The sequence below is a fragment of the Pusillimonas sp. ANT_WB101 genome, from assembly GCF_008369125.1.
Classification (GTDB): domain Bacteria; phylum Pseudomonadota; class Gammaproteobacteria; order Burkholderiales; family Burkholderiaceae_B; genus Allopusillimonas.
The window spans coordinates 979,287-995,839 of the sequence record NZ_VOAY01000001.1 but is presented as its reverse complement, the minus strand read 5'-3'; the positions used below and the strand labels follow the sequence as shown (position 1 = coordinate 995,839).

Genomic DNA, 16,553 nt, shown 5'->3' with positions numbered 1-16,553 from the left:
TTTAGTTCTGAGTCAGCTCCAATATCGTCATATCGCTGCTCCTGTCGGAAAGTGACCGCGCTTTTGCGCGTTTATTTGACGGATGCGGCTATGAATAAATCAATAAAAATTTCCTGTAAAAATCTCTGGCAGTTGTTTGGCAAAGGCGCCACGGATTTTCTCGACAAACACCACCACAATCCAAGCGACGCCGACCTCGAGTCCGCAGGCTTAATTGCAGCCGTACGCGATGTCAGTTTTGATGTCTATGCGGGTGAGATTCTGGTCATCATGGGCTTGAGCGGCTCGGGCAAGTCAACGCTTGTACGAGGTTTGACACGACTTCTTGAGCCCAACGCCGGCCAGGTGTTGTTTGATGGGATAGATCTATTACAGGCCTCACGCAGTAGTTTGACCGATATCCGTCGGCGCAAAATGGGCATGGTGTTTCAGAGTTTTGGGCTGTTACCGCACCGCACCGTATTGGACAACATTGCTTTTCCGCTGGAGATCCAAAACGTACCGAAAGCCGCGCGTTTGGCCAAAGCACAAGAACTGGTTGCAACAGTGGGTCTTGAGGGGCGCGAGCACAATTTTCCAAGTGAACTGTCCGGCGGTCAGCAACAGCGTGTCGGCATTGCGCGCAGCCTAATTGGGGAATGTGATGTCTGGTTTCTGGATGAGCCTTTTTCGGCGCTTGACCCGCTGATTCGTCGCGAGATGCAAGATGAGTTTGTCAGCCTGCAGTCTCGTCTGAACAAGTCCATCGTGTTCGTCACGCATGACTTTGATGAAGCCGTGCGTCTAGGTGACCGTATCGCCATTATGAAGGATGGTCGTTTGGCGCAAATTGGCACTGCTGAAGAGTTGTTAATGACGCCGGCAGATGACTACGTGAAAAAATTCGTACAGCACGCACCGCGTGCAAAATTGATTACTGCGCAAAAAATCATGGTGCCAGCAAACCCTGGGGACATTAACCTTGCCGGCAGCCAAATTACGATCAAGAACACAGATGTATTGGAAAAAATCGCAAAGCGCGTCATCGAAGCGGATCAGGCCTTACCTGTTGTCGACGCTGCTGGCATAGTAGTGGGCCAGGTAAACCGAGAGCATTTGGCGAGGGCGTTATTCCAATGAGCCAAACTGTCACCTTACCTAATAATGGACCACGCAAAGCGGCTGCGGGCGCACACGCTTCAAATAAGCCAGCCTCAGCTGTACAGGCTTCAAATAAGGCTGTCTTGCCTACGCAAGGTTCAAGTAAGTCTGCCTTGGCTGCTCAAGCTTCAAGCAACGCTGCTCAAGATGCAAACGCTTTAAATAAAACTATTTCAGGTGCGCAGCAGTTAGCTGCACCCACCATTGAGGCAGGGCATGTTGCTAATCCCGTTGCCACGTCACTGACAAACAGTGGCGTCAAACCAATACGTCATCGGCTTTTATTTTGGGTCGCTGCGCTTGCGATTATCGCGCTGGGCCAATTTGCGGCAAGTCGGCTCGACTGGGTTGCACATTATCCATCTGACTGGATTTTCCCTCTTAAAAACTGGATCGACGCGTTCTTCGAATGGTTGGTGTACGGGGTTCGTTTTTTCGACGGGACATCATACGGATTTTCGCCCCGTGACGTAACGCGTGGCCTTGCATCAGTGCTGGCCTATCCCTTGCACTTGTCCGAGTCGATATTTTTTGATGGTTTCTCTAAAAGCATTCCGGCACTTCCATGGATAACCGTGGCGGGCCTGGCGGCGCTCTTGGGGCACTGGGTTGGCGGATGGCGTAGCGCGCTGCTCGGCGCCGTTGCGTTTACGTATCTGGCCTTGTTTGGCGTTTGGCAGGCATCGATGCAAACGTTTTCGCTTGTGCTTATCACCGTACCTTTGGTGTTTTTGATCGGTCTGGTGGCCGGCGTATTGATGAGCAAAAGCTCGCGTTTCAAACGTGCCATAACACCTCTGTTTGATATCTTGCAGAGTATGCCGCCGTTTGCGTACCTGGTGCCTATTGTGGTGCTGTATGGCGTAGGCGATGTACCCGCCATGATCGCGACGGCTTTGTTCGCGGTACCGCCTGTTGCCCGTTGCATTGCACTAGGCCTGGAAAGTGTGCAAAAGGGAGTACTTGAGGCTGGCCAGATGATGGGCTGCACGCGCTGGCAGTTATTGTGGAAGGTACAAATGCCAACGGCGCGCTCCGTGCTCTTGGTTGGGTTGAACCAGGGCATTATGCAAACCCTGGCCATGATTGTGCTGGCGGCGCTAATTGGTGCATCGGGCCTTGGCAGTGAGTTATTAACCTCGCTACAGTCGCTGCGCCTGGGCGAGGCGTTAGAGCAGGGCATTGCCATTGTTGTAATCGCTGTGGTGCTAGACCGTTTAAGCCGTGCTTACGCATTGAAGACACCGAAATACACAGACCCAACCCTGGCGTGGTGGCGACGTCATCCTTACATGGTGATGGCACTGGTGTTTTTTCTTGTAAGTGTTTTGCTTGCACGCGTACTGCCAGATCTGGCGCTATTGTCTGATGAACACAGCATTACCACGGCCCCATACTGGAACGCCGGAATCGACTGGATCAACCTGCATCTTTATGATTCGGTTCAGGCATTTCGCAATTTCACGCTGATGGAAATATTAATTCCAACACGTAATTTTTTCCTGGCCATCCCGTGGGTTACTTTTCTTGCCCTGATCGTTTTAGTCGGTTATCGCCTGGGCGGTTGGTCCGTGGCGCTGATTGCTGGCTTGCTTATATTATTCCCGGCAGCCACGGGCCTTTGGCCTGAAACGATGACGACGCTGTACATGATTGGTACGGCAGCCGTCATTTGTGTAAGCGTGGGCTTTGTCATCGGGTTGGGCGCATCGCGTACCGCAGGCTGGTCTCGTTTTGCGTCAGGCATCTGCGATTTTCTGCAAACCTTTCCGTCCTTTATTTACCTGATTCCGGTCGTCATGTTGTTCAAGGTAAGTGATTTGTCTGCCATTATCGCGGTGTTGATGTTCGCGGTAGTGCCGATGATACGCTATACCATCCTGGGTTTACGCGGCGTACCTAAACCGATTATCGAGGCGGCAACGCAACAAGGGGCAACCCGGCTGCAGCGCTTGATAAAAGTGGAACTACCGATTGCCTTGCCAGAGCTTATGCTGGGCGTGAACCAGGTTATCTTCATGGCCTTGTTCATGGTCGCCATCACCGCATTAATAGGCACACAGGATCTGGGCGCTGAAATTAACGCAGCACGTTCGGGCAATGAAATTGGCAAAGCCCTGGTAGCAGGCTTGTGTATTGCGTTTCTGGGCATTACCGCAGATCGTCTGATCGGGGCCTGGGTGAAGCGTAAAAAGATGGCGTTAGGGGCAGTGTGAAGAAACACTAACTATCCAGGTCAACGCTTCTAGAGCTCGAGACTGACTATCAACTTACGTGTGTTGTAGTCTGGTTTGGCAGAGTCAAAGTTGCTAAGCTAATAGAATCTAGCTTGCAAGGCTGTCGCAATGTAGTCGGCTGCGAACACCCCTGAGCAACTTCGATGACGCCGCGTTGGGGCCTTTTACGCTCAGGCACAGGATCAAGGTGGCCATCGAACCAACACGTATACAGAATGGGGAGGAAAATTGGCCAAGACTAAGAGAACCGCAAGTACTCGCCCAGCCAGTGACAACACTGCACCGCTAATCCGAATAGGGTGCGCCGGGTGGGGGCTCGCGTCCCCCGTGACCGACATCTTCCCGACTGAGGGCAGCCATCTTAAACGCTATGCTCAGGTGTTTTCGGCGGTTGAGGTCAACTCGTCTTTTTACCGCACGCATCAGCCTAAAACATACGAACGATGGGCAGCGAGCGTACCGGACGGCTTCCAATTTAGTGTAAAGATCCCGCGCACCATAAGCCATACGCTCAGGCTGCGCAACGCGGATTCAACCATGCGTGCATTTTTAGACGGGGTCACTGCGTTGGGCGAAAAATTGGGATGTCTGCTATTGCAGCTTCCGCCTAGCCTTGCACTGAACCCGCCAGCAGCTAACGATTTTTTTACTATGCTACGCAGGCTTACGAACGTGCGAGTGGTCTGCGAGCCACGCCACGAAAGCTGGTTTACACCCGCATCCGCAGCGTTAATGACCTCTGCAGGCATCGCGTGTGTACGCGCTCATCCATTGCCTGTGCCAAACGTTGAGCCAGCGGGCCATCTTGATACCCTTTATATCCGTCTGCACGGTGCACCAAAAACATACTACTCAGCCTATGACGAAGTGTTCCTCGACGCAGTAGCCTTGAAGATTACCGACGCGCACCGAGCAGGCAGTGAAGTGTGGTGCATATTCGACAATACGGCGCGTGGCGAAGCAATACCCAATGCGCTGAGCTTGATGAAGCTGCTTGGCGCCGCTCCTCAGTGCGCCGCAATGTAAGCTCGCGTTCCACACGAAGGGTGGTGTATTCCCCGCCTGGCAGCGTCCTTGATAAGGGCTGGCCGTGGCGTTATCGCTTATTTCGACTATGCATTGGCGTGCAACATCGGGGCAAGGCTAGCCCACCATCAAGTGTGCTCCCGTTTGATCCATTTGGTAACAGGTGGCGCCTGGTAGTTTTCAATCGCAGCCAGCAGTGTAGTCACATCGTTTTCCACGATCAGCATGTCGCGATGGGCCTGCTTCAGAAAGCCCTCGGCCACGACATGGTCGAGAAACGTCGACAAGCCATCGTAAAAGCCGTTAATGTTCAGTAGTGCGCAAGGTTTGGCATGTTGACCCAATTGTGCCCACGTCCATACCTCAAACAACTCTTCCAGCGTACCCAGGCCGCCGGGCAGTGCGATAAAGCCATCAGACAGCTCGGCCATTAACGCCTTGCGCTGATGCATGGAATCCACGATACGCAAGTCTTGCAGGCCGTTATGTGCAACCTCTTTTTCGACCAGAAAGCGTGGGATAACACCGATAACTTCACCGCCATGAGCTTGGGCAGCATCAGCAGCAGCGCCCATCAAGCCTACCGACGCACCGCCATAGACCAAGCCAATATTGGCATCGGCCAAAACGTGGCCTAAACGTGTGGCCGCTTCAGCGTAAATCGGCAGGTGGCCGGGGCTGGAGCCAGAAAATAGACAAAGTCGCATGGTACTGTTCCCTTTGTTCAGTTGAGTGTTTGAGGCAGGTAATTTTATGTGTGGATGGGGCGCGCGTCATCTGCAGTTACCATCGCTATTGCCGGACGTTCAAGTTTTGTATTTTCATTGGAGCAGGTTTTATGAAGTTTTTGTTCTCAGCCCTTGTTTTGTCGGCTGCGTCGTCTTTTGCTCATGCGGCCGGCGAGGCCATCACCGTTTACCAAGACCCTAACTGCGGCTGTTGCACTGGCTGGGTCGAGCACATGGTAGACGCTGGTTTTGACGTTACCGCAATAAAAACAACTGACATGGCTACCGTTAAACAAAAACTCGGTGTGCCGGTAGAGCTTGCTTCCTGTCATACGGGTGTTGTAGAAGGCACTGGCCAAATCATAGAAGGGCATGTACCTGCAAACGTTGTCGACAAAATGTTAGCTGCACCCTCGGTAAAAGGTGTTTCGGCGCCAGGCATGCCGTTAAACGCGCCTGGCATGGGCAAACTGGACGGCAATTTGGTCACCGTCGATTTCACCGGCAAGCCGTTTTCCAGAGACTAATGGCATCAAACAGCCCGTGCTGGCGGTAAAGGTACAGCCGTTGATGCCAAGTAGTGCTCGGTAATCCTGAACATAAAGCTGGTGCAAGATCGCCTCAAGTGCAGCTTAACGCAGCCATTGTGTGCTGTAGAGATGCCAGCGGTCAGGCTGGGGTAATCTTGATCAAACCGGTAATTTTACAATTAAGCATTCAGTTCTCGCGCAAAGTCGGCCACGTCATTCAATGATGTGCCGATTTTGTGCGGTTGCACGCCAAGGCGTTCCAGTGGCAAACCGTAGCGGTTCAGCCAAATGGTACGGTAGCCAAACCAGGTGGCGGAGCACGCATCCCAACAGTTCGAAGACACAAACAATATATCGCTGGCTGCGCACCCTAATGCATCTGGCCCTAGCTGATAGGCTTCTGGCGCAGTTTTAAATCGGCGCACGGTATCAACGCTGAGAATGTGATCGAAAAATTCACCAAGGCCTGAGGCGGTTACGGCTTGGTCGAGCATGCGTGGCGTGCCGTTTGACAGTATCGCCAATGGAATACCCATGGTTTTTAGCTGTTGCAGAGCCTGGGCATTTTCCGCAAAGGCGGTCAGCTCGGCATAGGCACCCATCAAACGCTCCCGTGCATGCGCAGTCAACGTCTGCGCCAGCCTTTCACAGGCGAACTCAAGCGCGTCTTCGGTTACCTGCCAGAAATCAGCATAGTGATCACATAAGGTGCGCAAACGCGTGTACTCGATCTGTTTGTCACGCCAAATGCCAGCAAGCTGCGCACCATGCCCGGGGAATAACTCCTCGGCCAGTGTCTCGACAGAATAAACATCGAACAATGTGCCATAAGCGTCAAATGCGATACCTTTGATGGGCATGCGATCTCCTTGATTTTACTTGGTGGCGTAGAACGGTTGCGCGTCAGGACTCTGATGTGGCTCAATGCCCGCGCTCACGATTAAAGCTATGCTAAGCATATAGGTAATTCGTAGGCGTCGGCGGTTACATGAGGCCGCGTGGCTGCCACAGCCAGGAGTGAACATGCACGATCAGCGCGCTGTACTCGCATTCTTGACGGATCCAAGCAGCTATGGGGATCCGACGTTGCGCATTCACACGAAACCAACGCATATATCCCTCATAATTTTTGTGGGATCGCGGGTTTTCAAGGTAAAGCGCGCGGTGCGACTGCCATATGTCGACTTCTCAACCGTCGACAGGCGACTTGAAGCATGTGAACGCGAACTAATTCTAAACCAGCGAACCGCGCCAAGTATTTACATTGCCGTGCGACGTATTACGCTTGAGGCAGATGGTAGCCTGATGTTCGACGGGCAGGGCACGCTGCTTGATGCCGTCGTTGAAATGGTTCGTTTTGACGAAGACACGTTATTTGACAGGCTGGCCACTCAAGGTCGGTTGACACCCGTCGCGCTGACCCAGTTGGCACGCACTATTGCACACTTTCACGCCGATGCCGACGTTGCACTTGACCATGGGGGTGCGGCCCGCATGGCAGCGGTGCTCGATACCAACGCAAAGTCACTGGCAAGCAGTGGGCTTTTCCCTTACGAAACGATTGCGTCACTGACCACGGGGTTATGGCGGTCTTTCGACGAGCATGTCGCGCTTTTAAATGCCCGTGCACGCGCAGGTAAGGTACGACGCTGTCACGGGGATATGCACTTGCGCAACATTTGCATGGTGGAGGGGGTTCCGACCTTATTCGATTGCATAGAGTTTGACGAGACACTTGCCACCATCGATGTGCTCTACGATCTGGCTTTTCTGCTCATGGATCTGTGGTACAGACAGCTGGAGCCTGAAGCCAATCTCGTTTTTAACCGCTACCTGGACGAATACGATGAGGTGGACGGTCTGGCACTGTTGCCGTTTTTCATGTCGCTGCGCGCCACCATCCGGGCCCATGTCACGGTACAGCAGGCCCTACATGCAAGCGGGCAGGAACGTGATGGGTTGGTGGACGAAGCAATGTCCTACGCAGCCCTGGCGCTTCGTCTGTTAACACCAGCATCTGCCTGCCTGGTTGCAATCGGCGGGCTGAGTGGCTCGGGCAAGTCTAGCGTTGCGGCCGCCATTGCACACAAAATCGGATCAGCGCCTGGTGCGCGCATTCTGGCCTCTGATCGCATTCGCAAACACTGCTATGGCGTGATCGCAGAAACCCGCTTGCCTGAGCGAGCATACGAGCCCGAGGTATCGGCACACGTTTATGCGACGTTAGCGCAAAATGCACAAAAGGCTCTGGCAAGTAATCATGGCGTAGTGGCCGATGCGGTATTCGACCTGCCCGTAGAGCGCCAACGAATCGAAGATGCGGCCACCGACTCAGCGGTGCGCTTCACGGGTTTCTGGCTGCAAGCACAGCCCGACAAATTGCTTTCACGGGTAGAAAAACGCGTCGGTGACCCGTCCGATGCAACAGCCGAAGTCGTGCGCGCACAGCTTGCGAGTGATATCGGCAGGCCCACCTGGTTTCGCATTGATGCGGGTGGCGACATCGACAACACGGTGGCACAAATAACCCAAGTGCTGGGAGAGCGCTCGGTCACATTTAGTCAGCACCTGTCTTAGGTTTTATTTACCTTGCTTTTCTTCGACGCGCACAGCGACGTTGTTGAGGAGAAACATCCTTACTGACGGAGAATCAACATGAAACAAGCTATCAAGATGATTGCAGCGGGATTGGTCATCGCGGCACCACTGGCTGTCTGGTCTCAATCTCAGGAATTAGCGCCAAGCATGATGCCCGGTAACGCTTACGGTCAAGGGATGATGGGTGGTCATGGTCAAGGAATGATGAGGGGTCATGGCTCAGACATGATGGGCGGGTTTGGGCCGGGCATGATGGACCCTGACATGATGGGTGGCTTTGGCCAAGGCATGATGGGAGACTGTGGCCCCGGCAATTATCGCGGCGGTGGCGGTGTGCCCGACCTCACTGCCGAGCAACAAACCAAAATTCAGGCGATTCAGGAGGAGTTTCGGGGCAAGCAGTGGGAACTCATGGGCAAGATGCGCGAGCTTGGTCTGCGCTCGGGCATGATGGGTGCAGGCCGTGAAACATTCGACGAACCGGCGGCCCGCAAAGCCTACGATGAAATGGCCGCGCTGCGCAAACAGATGTTCGAAAACCGTCTGGATGCCCGCAAGAAAATCGACGCCTTACTGACCGACAAACAACGTGAACAGCGAGCACGTTAATTTTGCCTTAATGAGATCGAAGTACGCACTGTAAACCGCACAATCCATGCAGTTAGGGCGGGATGATGCACGCGGGCTCCTTCATAAAGCCCGCGTCTTGCAGATCAAGCATTTTGCGCCCAAAAGACCCGGGCCAGAAAAACTCTCGATACCAGTACCTTTGATTAATGCATAACGCGAGGATAAAAACCATGAGCACCTCTGAAAACACCCTTACAAAAGAACAGATTAAGCATTTCGAACAGCGGTTCGACACGCGCAAAGCCCTTTTGCTCGATGAAATCCGGCAGGTGTTGGCACGCTCCAAAAGCGAGCACGATGTTGAACTCCTAGGCGGGGAGGGCGACCCTGGCGATGCAGCCGCTGAATCCTTGCTGCGCGGCATTACCGAAGCCGAGGTCGTACGCGATGTAGAAGAAGTGCGTGACATCGTTGCAGCGAGACAGCGTTTGGCAGCGGGGCGATACGGCCTGTGCATCAACTGCGGTGAACCCATCCGGTTCAAGCGGCTGGATGCGTATCCAACTGCCAAACGTTGCTACACATGCCAGGTAAGCCACGAAGAACGCCGAGCAGCCTCACCTTACACGAGCTGAGAGCCCAGTTTGAAATGTAGGTTTTTTGCTCACTCATAGTGAGCAAAACAGAGCAAAGCTAAACCTTGTAGTGGTCAGTTTTAAAGATGATGCATAAGTCACAGCAGGCGAGAACGGTTTCAATGCCAACCAAAGTGCCGAATGTAATAGCGCTTCATCAACGATGTCAGCACTACGTATCCGAACACGATGCCAACAAGCCAGAAAAAATAGGGCCAGGGCAGCGCCTGCAGTTTGAAATACTCTGCCAATGGCCCCATGGGCAGAAAAACACCTATGGCCATGACAAGCAGCGTCATGGCCAATAGGGGCACCGAAGCGCGGCTTTCGATAAAGGCGACTTTGGGCGTGCGAATAATATGTACGATCAATGTTTGCGTCAGCAGGCCAACGACGAACCAGCCCGATTGAAACAGTGCCTGATGCTCAACGGTATTGGCCTTGAACACGTACCACATCACGGCAAACGTAACCAGATCAAAAATAGAGCTAAGCGGGCCAAAAAAAAGCATGAAGCGACCAATGCCGTCAGGGTCCCAGGTTAGCGGCTGGCTGACTTGCTCGGTATCCACACTGTCGAACGGAATTGCAATTTGTGAAATGTCGTACAGCATATTCTGCACCAGCAGTTGCAATGGCAACATGGGCAGAAAGGGTAGGGCAACGCTGGCGATCACTACCGAGAACACGTTGCCGAAGTTGGAGCTGGCCGTCATGCGAATGTACTTCAACATATTATTGAATGTCTTGCGGCCCTCGATCACGCCTTCTTGCAGCACCATTAAGCTGCGCTCCAGAAGAATAATGTCGGCTGCTTCCTTGGCGATATCGACAGCACTATCAACCGAAATGCCGATGTCAGCGGCACGTAAGCCAGCAGCGTCGTTGATGCCATCCCCCATAAAACCGACAACGTGGCCGTTGCTGCGAAGACTGCGTACAATGCGCTCCTTGTTAAGCGGTGAGAGTCTGGCAAAAATGGTGTTGCGTTCTACCGCTTCAGCCAGCGTTTCATCGCCCATTGCATCAATTTGCGTGCCCAGCACCATCCCGCCAACAATCAGCCCGACCTGGCGGCACACCTCTGCAGCAACCAATTCGTTGTCCCCCGTAAGCACCTTTACCGTCACACCGTGAGCCGACAGCGCTTCAATCGCTGGTGCCGTAGACTCTTTGGGCGGATCAAGAAAGGCGATATAGCCCATTAGCGTCAGGCCCGATTCATCGGCTTTTGAATACCTGAGCTGCTCTGGCGGAATCTCTTTCATCGCCACGGCCACCACGCGCAATCCACTTTCATTAAGCTGACGAAGCACGGCTTCTGAGCTTGCATGCCAGCTGGCGTCGAGCAGATAGGTCTGGCCGTCGCAATACACGTGGGAACAAACCTCAAACATTTCTTCGGCGGCGCCCTTGCAGATCAGTTCATGGTGGTCTTCACGCTCCGACACCACGACCGACATGCGACGACGCTCAAAGTCAAACGGGATCTCATCAATTTTGCGGTAGTTGCGCGCAATGTTCAGTTCGGTTTTTAATTCAACGTGTTCCAATACGGCGCGGTCGAGCAGGTTTTTTAGCCCCGTCTGAAAATGACTGTTGAGATAAGCAAAACCCAGAACCTCGTCTGACTCTTGCCCGTCTACGTCTATATGGCGGGCCAGTGCGATCTTGTCCTGCGTCAGCGTGTCGGTTTTGTCGGTACACAGCACGTCCATAGCACCAAAGGTCTGGATCGCATCCAACCGCTTGACGATCACCTGTTTGTGCGACAGCACCACCGCGCCGCGAGCCAGCGTCGATGTGACGATCATAGGCAGCATTTCTGGAGTTAGCCCGACAGCCACTGACAGCGCGAACAGAAAGGCTTCTGACCAGTTTCCTTTGGTAAAACCGTTGATAAACAGGACCAACGGCACCATGACCAATGCGAAACGGATCAGCAGCCAGCTAACTTTGTTTATGCCAAGCTGAAAGGCGTTGGCCTCTGGTTCGGTCGATGCCAGGGAAACGCGCGTGGCCAGTGTGCCAAAGTAGGTTTCGTTACCGGTGGACAACACCACTGCCGTGGCGACACCTGAAATAACGTTAGTGCCCATGAACACCAGGTTATTCATGGCGAGCGCTGAGTCAGATTCGGGGCCCGCCACAGAAAATTTTTCGACCGGCAGCGATTCACCTGTCATGGCCGATTGGCTCAAAAACAGATCGGTGGCCGTCATGATACGGCAATCTGCAGGGATCATATCGCCGGCGGACAGCACAACAATATCCCCAGGAACCAGTTGTTTAATGGGAATTTCAATGGGATCATCGGCGCGACGTCGAGACTGCGCATTGGGTGGCTCTTCGGTCGGGTCTACAGGCCTTTTGACACTGACCGTATTGCTGACCTGTTCTTTTAGCACCTGGGCAGCACGACTGGATCGCCGCTCCTGAACAAACCGTATCAATGTCGCCAGAAACACCATGCAGCAGATCACGATGGCGGCTTGTATATCGTGCGTAAGATACGACACGGCCGCAAGCAGAGTAAGCAGCAGGTTAAACGGGTTTTTGTAGCTTAACCAGAGATGGTGCCACCATGGCACAGGGCGTTCGTGCTCGACCTCGTTGGGCCCGTATTTTTCACGCAATGCGTCGGCCTGGGGCTGCGTTAGCCCCTGGGGCGAAGTACCCATCTGCTCCAGCAAGCCAGGCAGATCGCTACGCGCCTGCTCGACCAACCGGCGATTGAGCGTGCCGGAAAGCCGGACTGCACGCTTGCTGCGTGACAGTGACTCGAGGATAACCTGGCGACGAAAAAGATTACGGCGGCGTCGTGATGCCAGGTATCGCTCAAAGTATTGGCTGAAAATGCTCATGGCGTCTTACCGATTGCAGAATATACATAACGGGTTGCACGCCGCTTGACCAAGAGGTGCAGCACCTAGCTTACTCCTTACATAAGCGAAAAAACCAGATCAAGCGCAGTACACTGCATGCGCTACGCTCAGGTACACAATCAAGACACTGTGCCATCTCCCAATTTTTTATCGCTAAATTAAACGCCCCTGCAACCTATGTTCTTAGCCTCTGCAATATTCATCCTGACCCTGGTCTTCGTTATCTGGCAGCCGAAAGGGTTAGGCATAGGCTGGAGTGCCAGCACAGGCGCCATACTGGCGCTCGTGACGGGTGTTGTTCACCTTTCTGATATCGCAGTGGTGTGGGGCATAGTCTGGAATGCGACGGCAACCTTTATCGCCATTATCATCATTAGCCTCGTTCTTGATGAAGCAGGCTTTTTTAAGTGGGCCGCACTTCATGTGGCGCGATGGGGCAGGGGTAGTGGCCGGGCATTGTTCGTGCTGCTGATTCTGCTGGGTGCCGCTGTTTCCGCATTTTTCGCTAATGACGGGGCGGCGCTGATTCTTACGCCTATCGTCATGGCTATGCTTCTCGCGCTGGGCTTTGGCCCCGCAGCCACGCTCGCATTTGTAATGGCCGCGGGTTTTATTGCCGACACCGGCAGTTTGCCTCTGGTTGTATCCAATCTTGTAAATATCGTCTCCGTCGACTTCTTCAATATTGGCTTTAACCGTTACGCCGCCGTCATGGTGCCGGTAAACATAATCTCGGTGCTGGCCACCTTAGTCGTTTTACTCGTCTATTTTCGTAAAAGCATTCCCCAACGTTACAACCCCGCCCTGGCGGGCGACCCAGCTAGCGCCATACGCGATCCTCGTACTTTCAAGGCGGGGTGGGGCGTGCTGACGTTGCTGCTGGTGGGGTTCTTTGCGCTTGAACCCCTTGGTGTTCCGATCAGTGCGGTGGCTGCCGCAGGCGCGATTGTCTTGCTTTTGGTGGCTGGACGCGGGCAGGTGATCAGCACGCGCAAGGTCGTGCGCGAGGCACCATGGCAAATCGTGCTTTTTTCACTCGGCATGTATCTGGTGGTGTACGGCCTGCGCAACGCTGGGCTCACCGCCCACCTTGCCCAAGTGTTGAGCATGGCGTCAGAGCAGGGGATATTCGTCGCAACACTGACCACCGGTTTGATCGCCGCGGCACTATCGTCCATTATGAACAACATGCCAGCCGTTCTGGTCGGCGCATTATCCATTGATGCCAGCCAGACCAGTGGCGTAATCAAAGAAGCCATGATTTATGCAAACATCATCGGCAGCGATCTCGGCCCCAAATTTACGCCCATAGGCAGCCTGGCAACCCTGCTGTGGTTGCACGTGCTGCAAAAGAAAGGCATGACGATTTCCTGGGGCTATTACTGCAAAGTAGGCATAGTGTTGACCCTGCCAGTACTTGTGGCGACCCTGGCGGCACTGGCATTCTGGCTGAACCGTATGCCGGTTTGAGTGAGCGGGGCGAGCGCCAGACCATCCCTGTTTGCTCGTCATGCCAATGTAGCTCACACGACAGTTTTTATCGTGTCCGGCCTATTACTCAACCTGCCTTGTTGTTGCATTGACCGCACCGATAGCGATTAGGGTTACGCCAAAGTTGCCCCTTGGTGCAATATTTAAATCAACTATTGCCTTCGTCGCTTGGTATAAGTACATTTAGCACGGATGCCAGACGTGTGTTCGCAACGCCTGAAACGTAATTCTAATTTTAAGAAAACATAAATTTCTATGTTGTTAACAAGACATAATGCGCGCATTACAACAAAATTGAAAACCCGGCCAACCCATGTAACGTCAAACATCCGCCAGGCTAGTACAAGGCTAGCTCCGAAGACAGGTTCTATTGTCGTGTCTTTTCAATAATAGCTGTACGCATCATGGTAACGAAATGAATTACTACCTTGTCCTTGCAGCGTTGGTCATCTCTTTTGTGTTGTTGTTATTGCTTGCAGTTCGCATCGGCAAACATCTCGGACGTAATATTCCTGAAAAAAACCGCCCTGGTGCGTCCGCGATTGAAGGCTTGGTGTTTGCGCTGTTGGGCCTGCTGGTAGCCTTCATGTTCTCAGGCGCCGCTCAGCGTATGAGTGACCGGCGAGATTTGATCGTACAAGAAGTCAATGATGTCGGTACCGCGTGGTTGCGTATCGATATGCTAAATGTCGGCGACCAGCCGCAACTTCGTGATCAGTTCCGCAGCTATGTGGACGCACGCATAGACTACAACCGCTATCTGCTCAACGCGAAGTACCGCGAGGCCTTTACCAATCGAATCGCGGTACTTCAAAAGGAGATCTGGGCGACGTCGATAAAGGCAGCTCATAATAGCGTGCCGCCCTTTGCCGTTGCTTATATTGATGCAGTTAACGATATGTTTGACATTTCAACCTCTCAGACCGTAGCGCAGAAATTACATCCCCCTGTCGTAACCTATATGTTTTTGTGCTTTCTTGCACTGGTGGCCGCCTGTCTGGTGGGCGTAAACTTGGCAGTCTCCAAGCGCACTGCTTGGCTGCACCAACTGATTTTCGCCGTGGTAACGACCGCTGCCATTTACATCATCATCGATTTCGAGTTTCCCCGGATCGGTATCATTCGTATTGATCAGAGCGATGCTCTGCTCGTCGCGCAGCGGCAAGCCATGGTTGACCCTGCTGAGGCAATTCAACCGGGGCAATAGGGGTCTGCAGTGCGAAATTACCGGTGCGTATGCGGGCGGCAATGCAACCCTCAGTGCATAGCGCTCAGGCTGAACCGTATGCCAGTTTGAGAGGGCGCTGCGATCCAGACTGGGTACGCTAAATGCTGTTTTTAGTATGCATTATCGAACTGGCACGTCTATCCGTCATTTGATTATCTTATGGCTTAAGTTGCCATGTTCTCGGTCGGATTTCAACTCAAAGTTTTCAAACACGCTACGTCCATGAAAACCAACAGATCGCCTGACGAGCAACACTCTGCAACGACCAGCCGCATCGCCATGCGTTTCGTCTTGCTGATTGGCGTATTGAGCTTTTTCGCCGATTTTACGCATGAAGGGTCGCGCAGTATTTTGGGGCCATTTCTGGCTTCCATGCAGGCAAGTGCGTTTGTTGTCGGCGTGGTTACTGGCTTCGGTGAGCTAGCAGGGTACGCCCTGCGTTATTTTTCTGGTCGCTTTGCCGATATCACGGGTCGATTCTGGCCAACGGCAATAACCGGCTATGTGGTGCAGATGGCAGCTGTTCCGGCGCTGGCACTTACCCATACCTGGCAAAGCGCGGCTGTTTTCATCATCCTGGAAAGAGTAGGTCGCGCGATCCGCAATCCGCCAAGAGACGTCATGCTGTCGCATGCGGCCAAGCATATCGGTGGCTATGGCTGGACGTTCGGCATACACGAGGCCTGCGATCAGTTTGGTGCCATGTTCGGGCCTTTGGTAATGGCCGCTGTATTGTCCTATCACGGCACGTATCAGTTGGCTTTTGCCGTACTGTTGTTACCCGCCTTACTCAATCTTCTTTTTGTGTTTGTTGCGTACCGTCTATACCCTAAACCGCAAGAACTGGATGAGGACATAACGCAGACAAACACCAACCCTAAGCGTTTTTCAACTACGTTTTGGGTCTATCTGGCAGGTGCTTGCCTGGTGGCGGCTGGCTTTGCCGATTACCCGTTACTGGCTTATCACTTTGCTCATACCGATGCCATGCCAGCCCCGTGGATTGCCGTGTTTTACTCGGTGGCCATGGCCGTCAGCGGTGCCTCATCGCTGCTATTTGGCCGCCTGTTTGATCGCTATGGCTTTCGTGTGCTCATTGGCCTAACGCTACTGGTCAGCCTGTTTGCACCACTGGTATTTTTGGGCGGGTTTAAAACAGCGTTGCTCGGCGCGGCCATCTGGGGCATGGGCATGGGTGTGCATGAATCTATTATCCCAGCAGCCGTCACCCCCATGGTGCCCAGCCAACACCGTGCCACGGCTTTCGGGCTGTTTACCGCTGGCTACGGCATATTCTGGTTTCTGGGCAGTGCAACCATAGGTTTCGTCTACGACTACTCAGTGGCCTGGACCATTGTATTTTGTGTTGTTACCCAGCTACTGGCCATTCCACTGTTCGCTTGGGTGGGGAAGCGCCAACCGTGTAGCACCCCACCTGACGGAGCTTAATCCCGCTCTGACCAAACCACACAATCACGGGGTGAC

The 16,553-nt window shown here is 53.4% G+C and carries 13 protein-coding genes; 10 read left to right on the top strand and 3 right to left on the bottom strand.

The features are described 5' to 3' along the window. Positions 1-90: 90 nt before the first annotated feature. From FQ179_RS04590 to FQ179_RS04580, 3 genes are all read left to right on the top strand, one after another. The gene (locus tag FQ179_RS04590) at positions 91-1,119 is read left to right on the top strand and encodes a glycine betaine/L-proline ABC transporter ATP-binding protein (protein WP_149396069.1); all 1,029 of its coding nucleotides are present in this window, start codon (positions 91-93) and stop codon (positions 1,117-1,119) included. Then, a complete protein-coding gene (locus FQ179_RS04585) occupies positions 1,116-3,356 on the top strand; it encodes a proline/glycine betaine ABC transporter permease (RefSeq protein WP_149396068.1) in 2,241 nt (746 codons plus the stop codon). The genes FQ179_RS04590 and FQ179_RS04585 overlap by 4 nt, the downstream gene beginning before the upstream one ends. A 348-nt stretch (positions 3,357-3,704) precedes the next feature. Next, entirely contained in the window at positions 3,705-4,403 is a 699-nt protein-coding gene (locus tag FQ179_RS04580; protein WP_370459834.1) for a DUF72 domain-containing protein, read from the top strand. Between the two features lie 128 nt (positions 4,404-4,531). On the opposite strand, the gene FQ179_RS04575 is transcribed toward FQ179_RS04580, so the two are convergent. Then, complete coding sequence (locus tag FQ179_RS04575; protein ID WP_149396066.1) at positions 4,532-5,110, bottom strand: TIGR00730 family Rossman fold protein; 579 nt, start codon at positions 5,108-5,110, stop codon at positions 4,532-4,534. A gap of 131 nt (positions 5,111-5,241) precedes the next feature. Between FQ179_RS04575 and FQ179_RS04570 the strand changes: the two genes are divergently transcribed. Continuing rightward, positions 5,242-5,658 carry a DUF411 domain-containing protein gene (locus FQ179_RS04570; protein WP_149396065.1) on the top strand — a complete coding sequence of 139 codons (417 nt, stop codon included), beginning with the start codon at positions 5,242-5,244 and terminating at the stop codon, positions 5,656-5,658. Between the two features lie 182 nt (positions 5,659-5,840). On the opposite strand, the gene FQ179_RS04565 is transcribed toward FQ179_RS04570, so the two are convergent. Then, positions 5,841-6,521 (bottom strand): haloacid dehalogenase type II, encoded by a 681-nt coding sequence (locus FQ179_RS04565; protein WP_149396064.1) that lies wholly within the window; start codon positions 6,519-6,521, stop codon positions 5,841-5,843. Positions 6,522-6,684: 163 nt separating this feature from the next. Here FQ179_RS04565 and FQ179_RS04560 point away from each other — a divergent pair, with 163 nt between their 5' ends. From FQ179_RS04560 to FQ179_RS04550, 3 genes are all read left to right on the top strand, one after another. Continuing rightward, a complete protein-coding gene (locus FQ179_RS04560) occupies positions 6,685-8,238 on the top strand; it encodes an AAA family ATPase (RefSeq protein WP_223146188.1) in 1,554 nt (517 codons plus the stop codon). Positions 8,239-8,316: 78 nt separating this feature from the next. Next, positions 8,317-8,868, top strand: coding sequence for a Spy/CpxP family protein refolding chaperone (locus tag FQ179_RS04555; protein ID WP_149396062.1), 552 nt, complete (start codon positions 8,317-8,319; stop codon positions 8,866-8,868). A 191-nt stretch (positions 8,869-9,059) separates the two neighbouring features. After that, positions 9,060-9,464: a TraR/DksA family transcriptional regulator gene (locus FQ179_RS04550; RefSeq protein WP_149396061.1), complete on the top strand. Its 405-nt coding sequence runs from the start codon at positions 9,060-9,062 to the stop codon at positions 9,462-9,464. 119 nt (positions 9,465-9,583) lie between these two features. Here FQ179_RS04550 and mgtA read toward each other — a convergent pair whose 3' ends face one another. Further along, positions 9,584-12,328, bottom strand: coding sequence for a magnesium-translocating P-type ATPase (mgtA, locus tag FQ179_RS04545; protein ID WP_149396060.1), 2,745 nt, complete (start codon positions 12,326-12,328; stop codon positions 9,584-9,586). Positions 12,329-12,526: 198 nt separating this feature from the next. Between mgtA and FQ179_RS04540 the strand changes: the two genes are divergently transcribed. The 3 genes from FQ179_RS04540 (at position 12,527) to FQ179_RS04530 (ending at position 16,517) form a co-directional block, all read left to right on the top strand. Then, positions 12,527-13,819 (top strand): arsenic transporter, encoded by a 1,293-nt coding sequence (locus FQ179_RS04540; RefSeq protein ID WP_149396059.1) that lies wholly within the window; start codon positions 12,527-12,529, stop codon positions 13,817-13,819. 436 nt (positions 13,820-14,255) lie between these two features. Continuing rightward, complete coding sequence (locus FQ179_RS04535) at positions 14,256-15,047, top strand: hypothetical protein (RefSeq protein WP_149396058.1); 792 nt, start codon at positions 14,256-14,258, stop codon at positions 15,045-15,047. Between the two features lie 243 nt (positions 15,048-15,290). Beyond that, positions 15,291-16,517, top strand: coding sequence for an MFS transporter (locus FQ179_RS04530; protein ID WP_149396057.1), 1,227 nt, complete (start codon positions 15,291-15,293; stop codon positions 16,515-16,517). Positions 16,518-16,553: the final 36 nt, after the last annotated feature.

Bases quoted from the DNA above. Each gene is read 5' to 3' on its own strand.
- FQ179_RS04585 (WP_149396068.1), top strand. From the start codon at position 1,116: ATGAGCCAAACTGTCACCTTACCTAATAATGGACCACGCAAAGCGGCT.
- FQ179_RS04555 (WP_149396062.1), top strand. From the start codon at position 8,317: ATGAAACAAGCTATCAAGATGATTGCAGCGGGATTGGTCATCGCGGCA.
- FQ179_RS04570 (WP_149396065.1), top strand. From the start codon at position 5,242: ATGAAGTTTTTGTTCTCAGCCCTTGTTTTGTCGGCTGCGTCGTCTTTT.
- FQ179_RS04540 (WP_149396059.1), top strand. From the start codon at position 12,527: ATGTTCTTAGCCTCTGCAATATTCATCCTGACCCTGGTCTTCGTTATC.
- FQ179_RS04590 (WP_149396069.1), top strand. From the start codon at position 91: ATGAATAAATCAATAAAAATTTCCTGTAAAAATCTCTGGCAGTTGTTT.
- FQ179_RS04535 (WP_149396058.1), top strand. From the start codon at position 14,256: ATGAATTACTACCTTGTCCTTGCAGCGTTGGTCATCTCTTTTGTGTTG.
- FQ179_RS04550 (WP_149396061.1), top strand. From the start codon at position 9,060: ATGAGCACCTCTGAAAACACCCTTACAAAAGAACAGATTAAGCATTTC.
- FQ179_RS04575 (WP_149396066.1), bottom strand. From the start codon at position 5,110: ATGCGACTTTGTCTATTTTCTGGCTCCAGCCCCGGCCACCTGCCGATT.
- FQ179_RS04565 (WP_149396064.1), bottom strand. From the start codon at position 6,521: ATGCCCATCAAAGGTATCGCATTTGACGCTTATGGCACATTGTTCGAT.
- mgtA (WP_149396060.1), bottom strand. From the start codon at position 12,328: ATGAGCATTTTCAGCCAATACTTTGAGCGATACCTGGCATCACGACGC.
- FQ179_RS04560 (WP_223146188.1), top strand. From the start codon at position 6,685: ATGCACGATCAGCGCGCTGTACTCGCATTCTTGACGGATCCAAGCAGC.
- FQ179_RS04530 (WP_149396057.1), top strand. From the start codon at position 15,291: ATGAAAACCAACAGATCGCCTGACGAGCAACACTCTGCAACGACCAGC.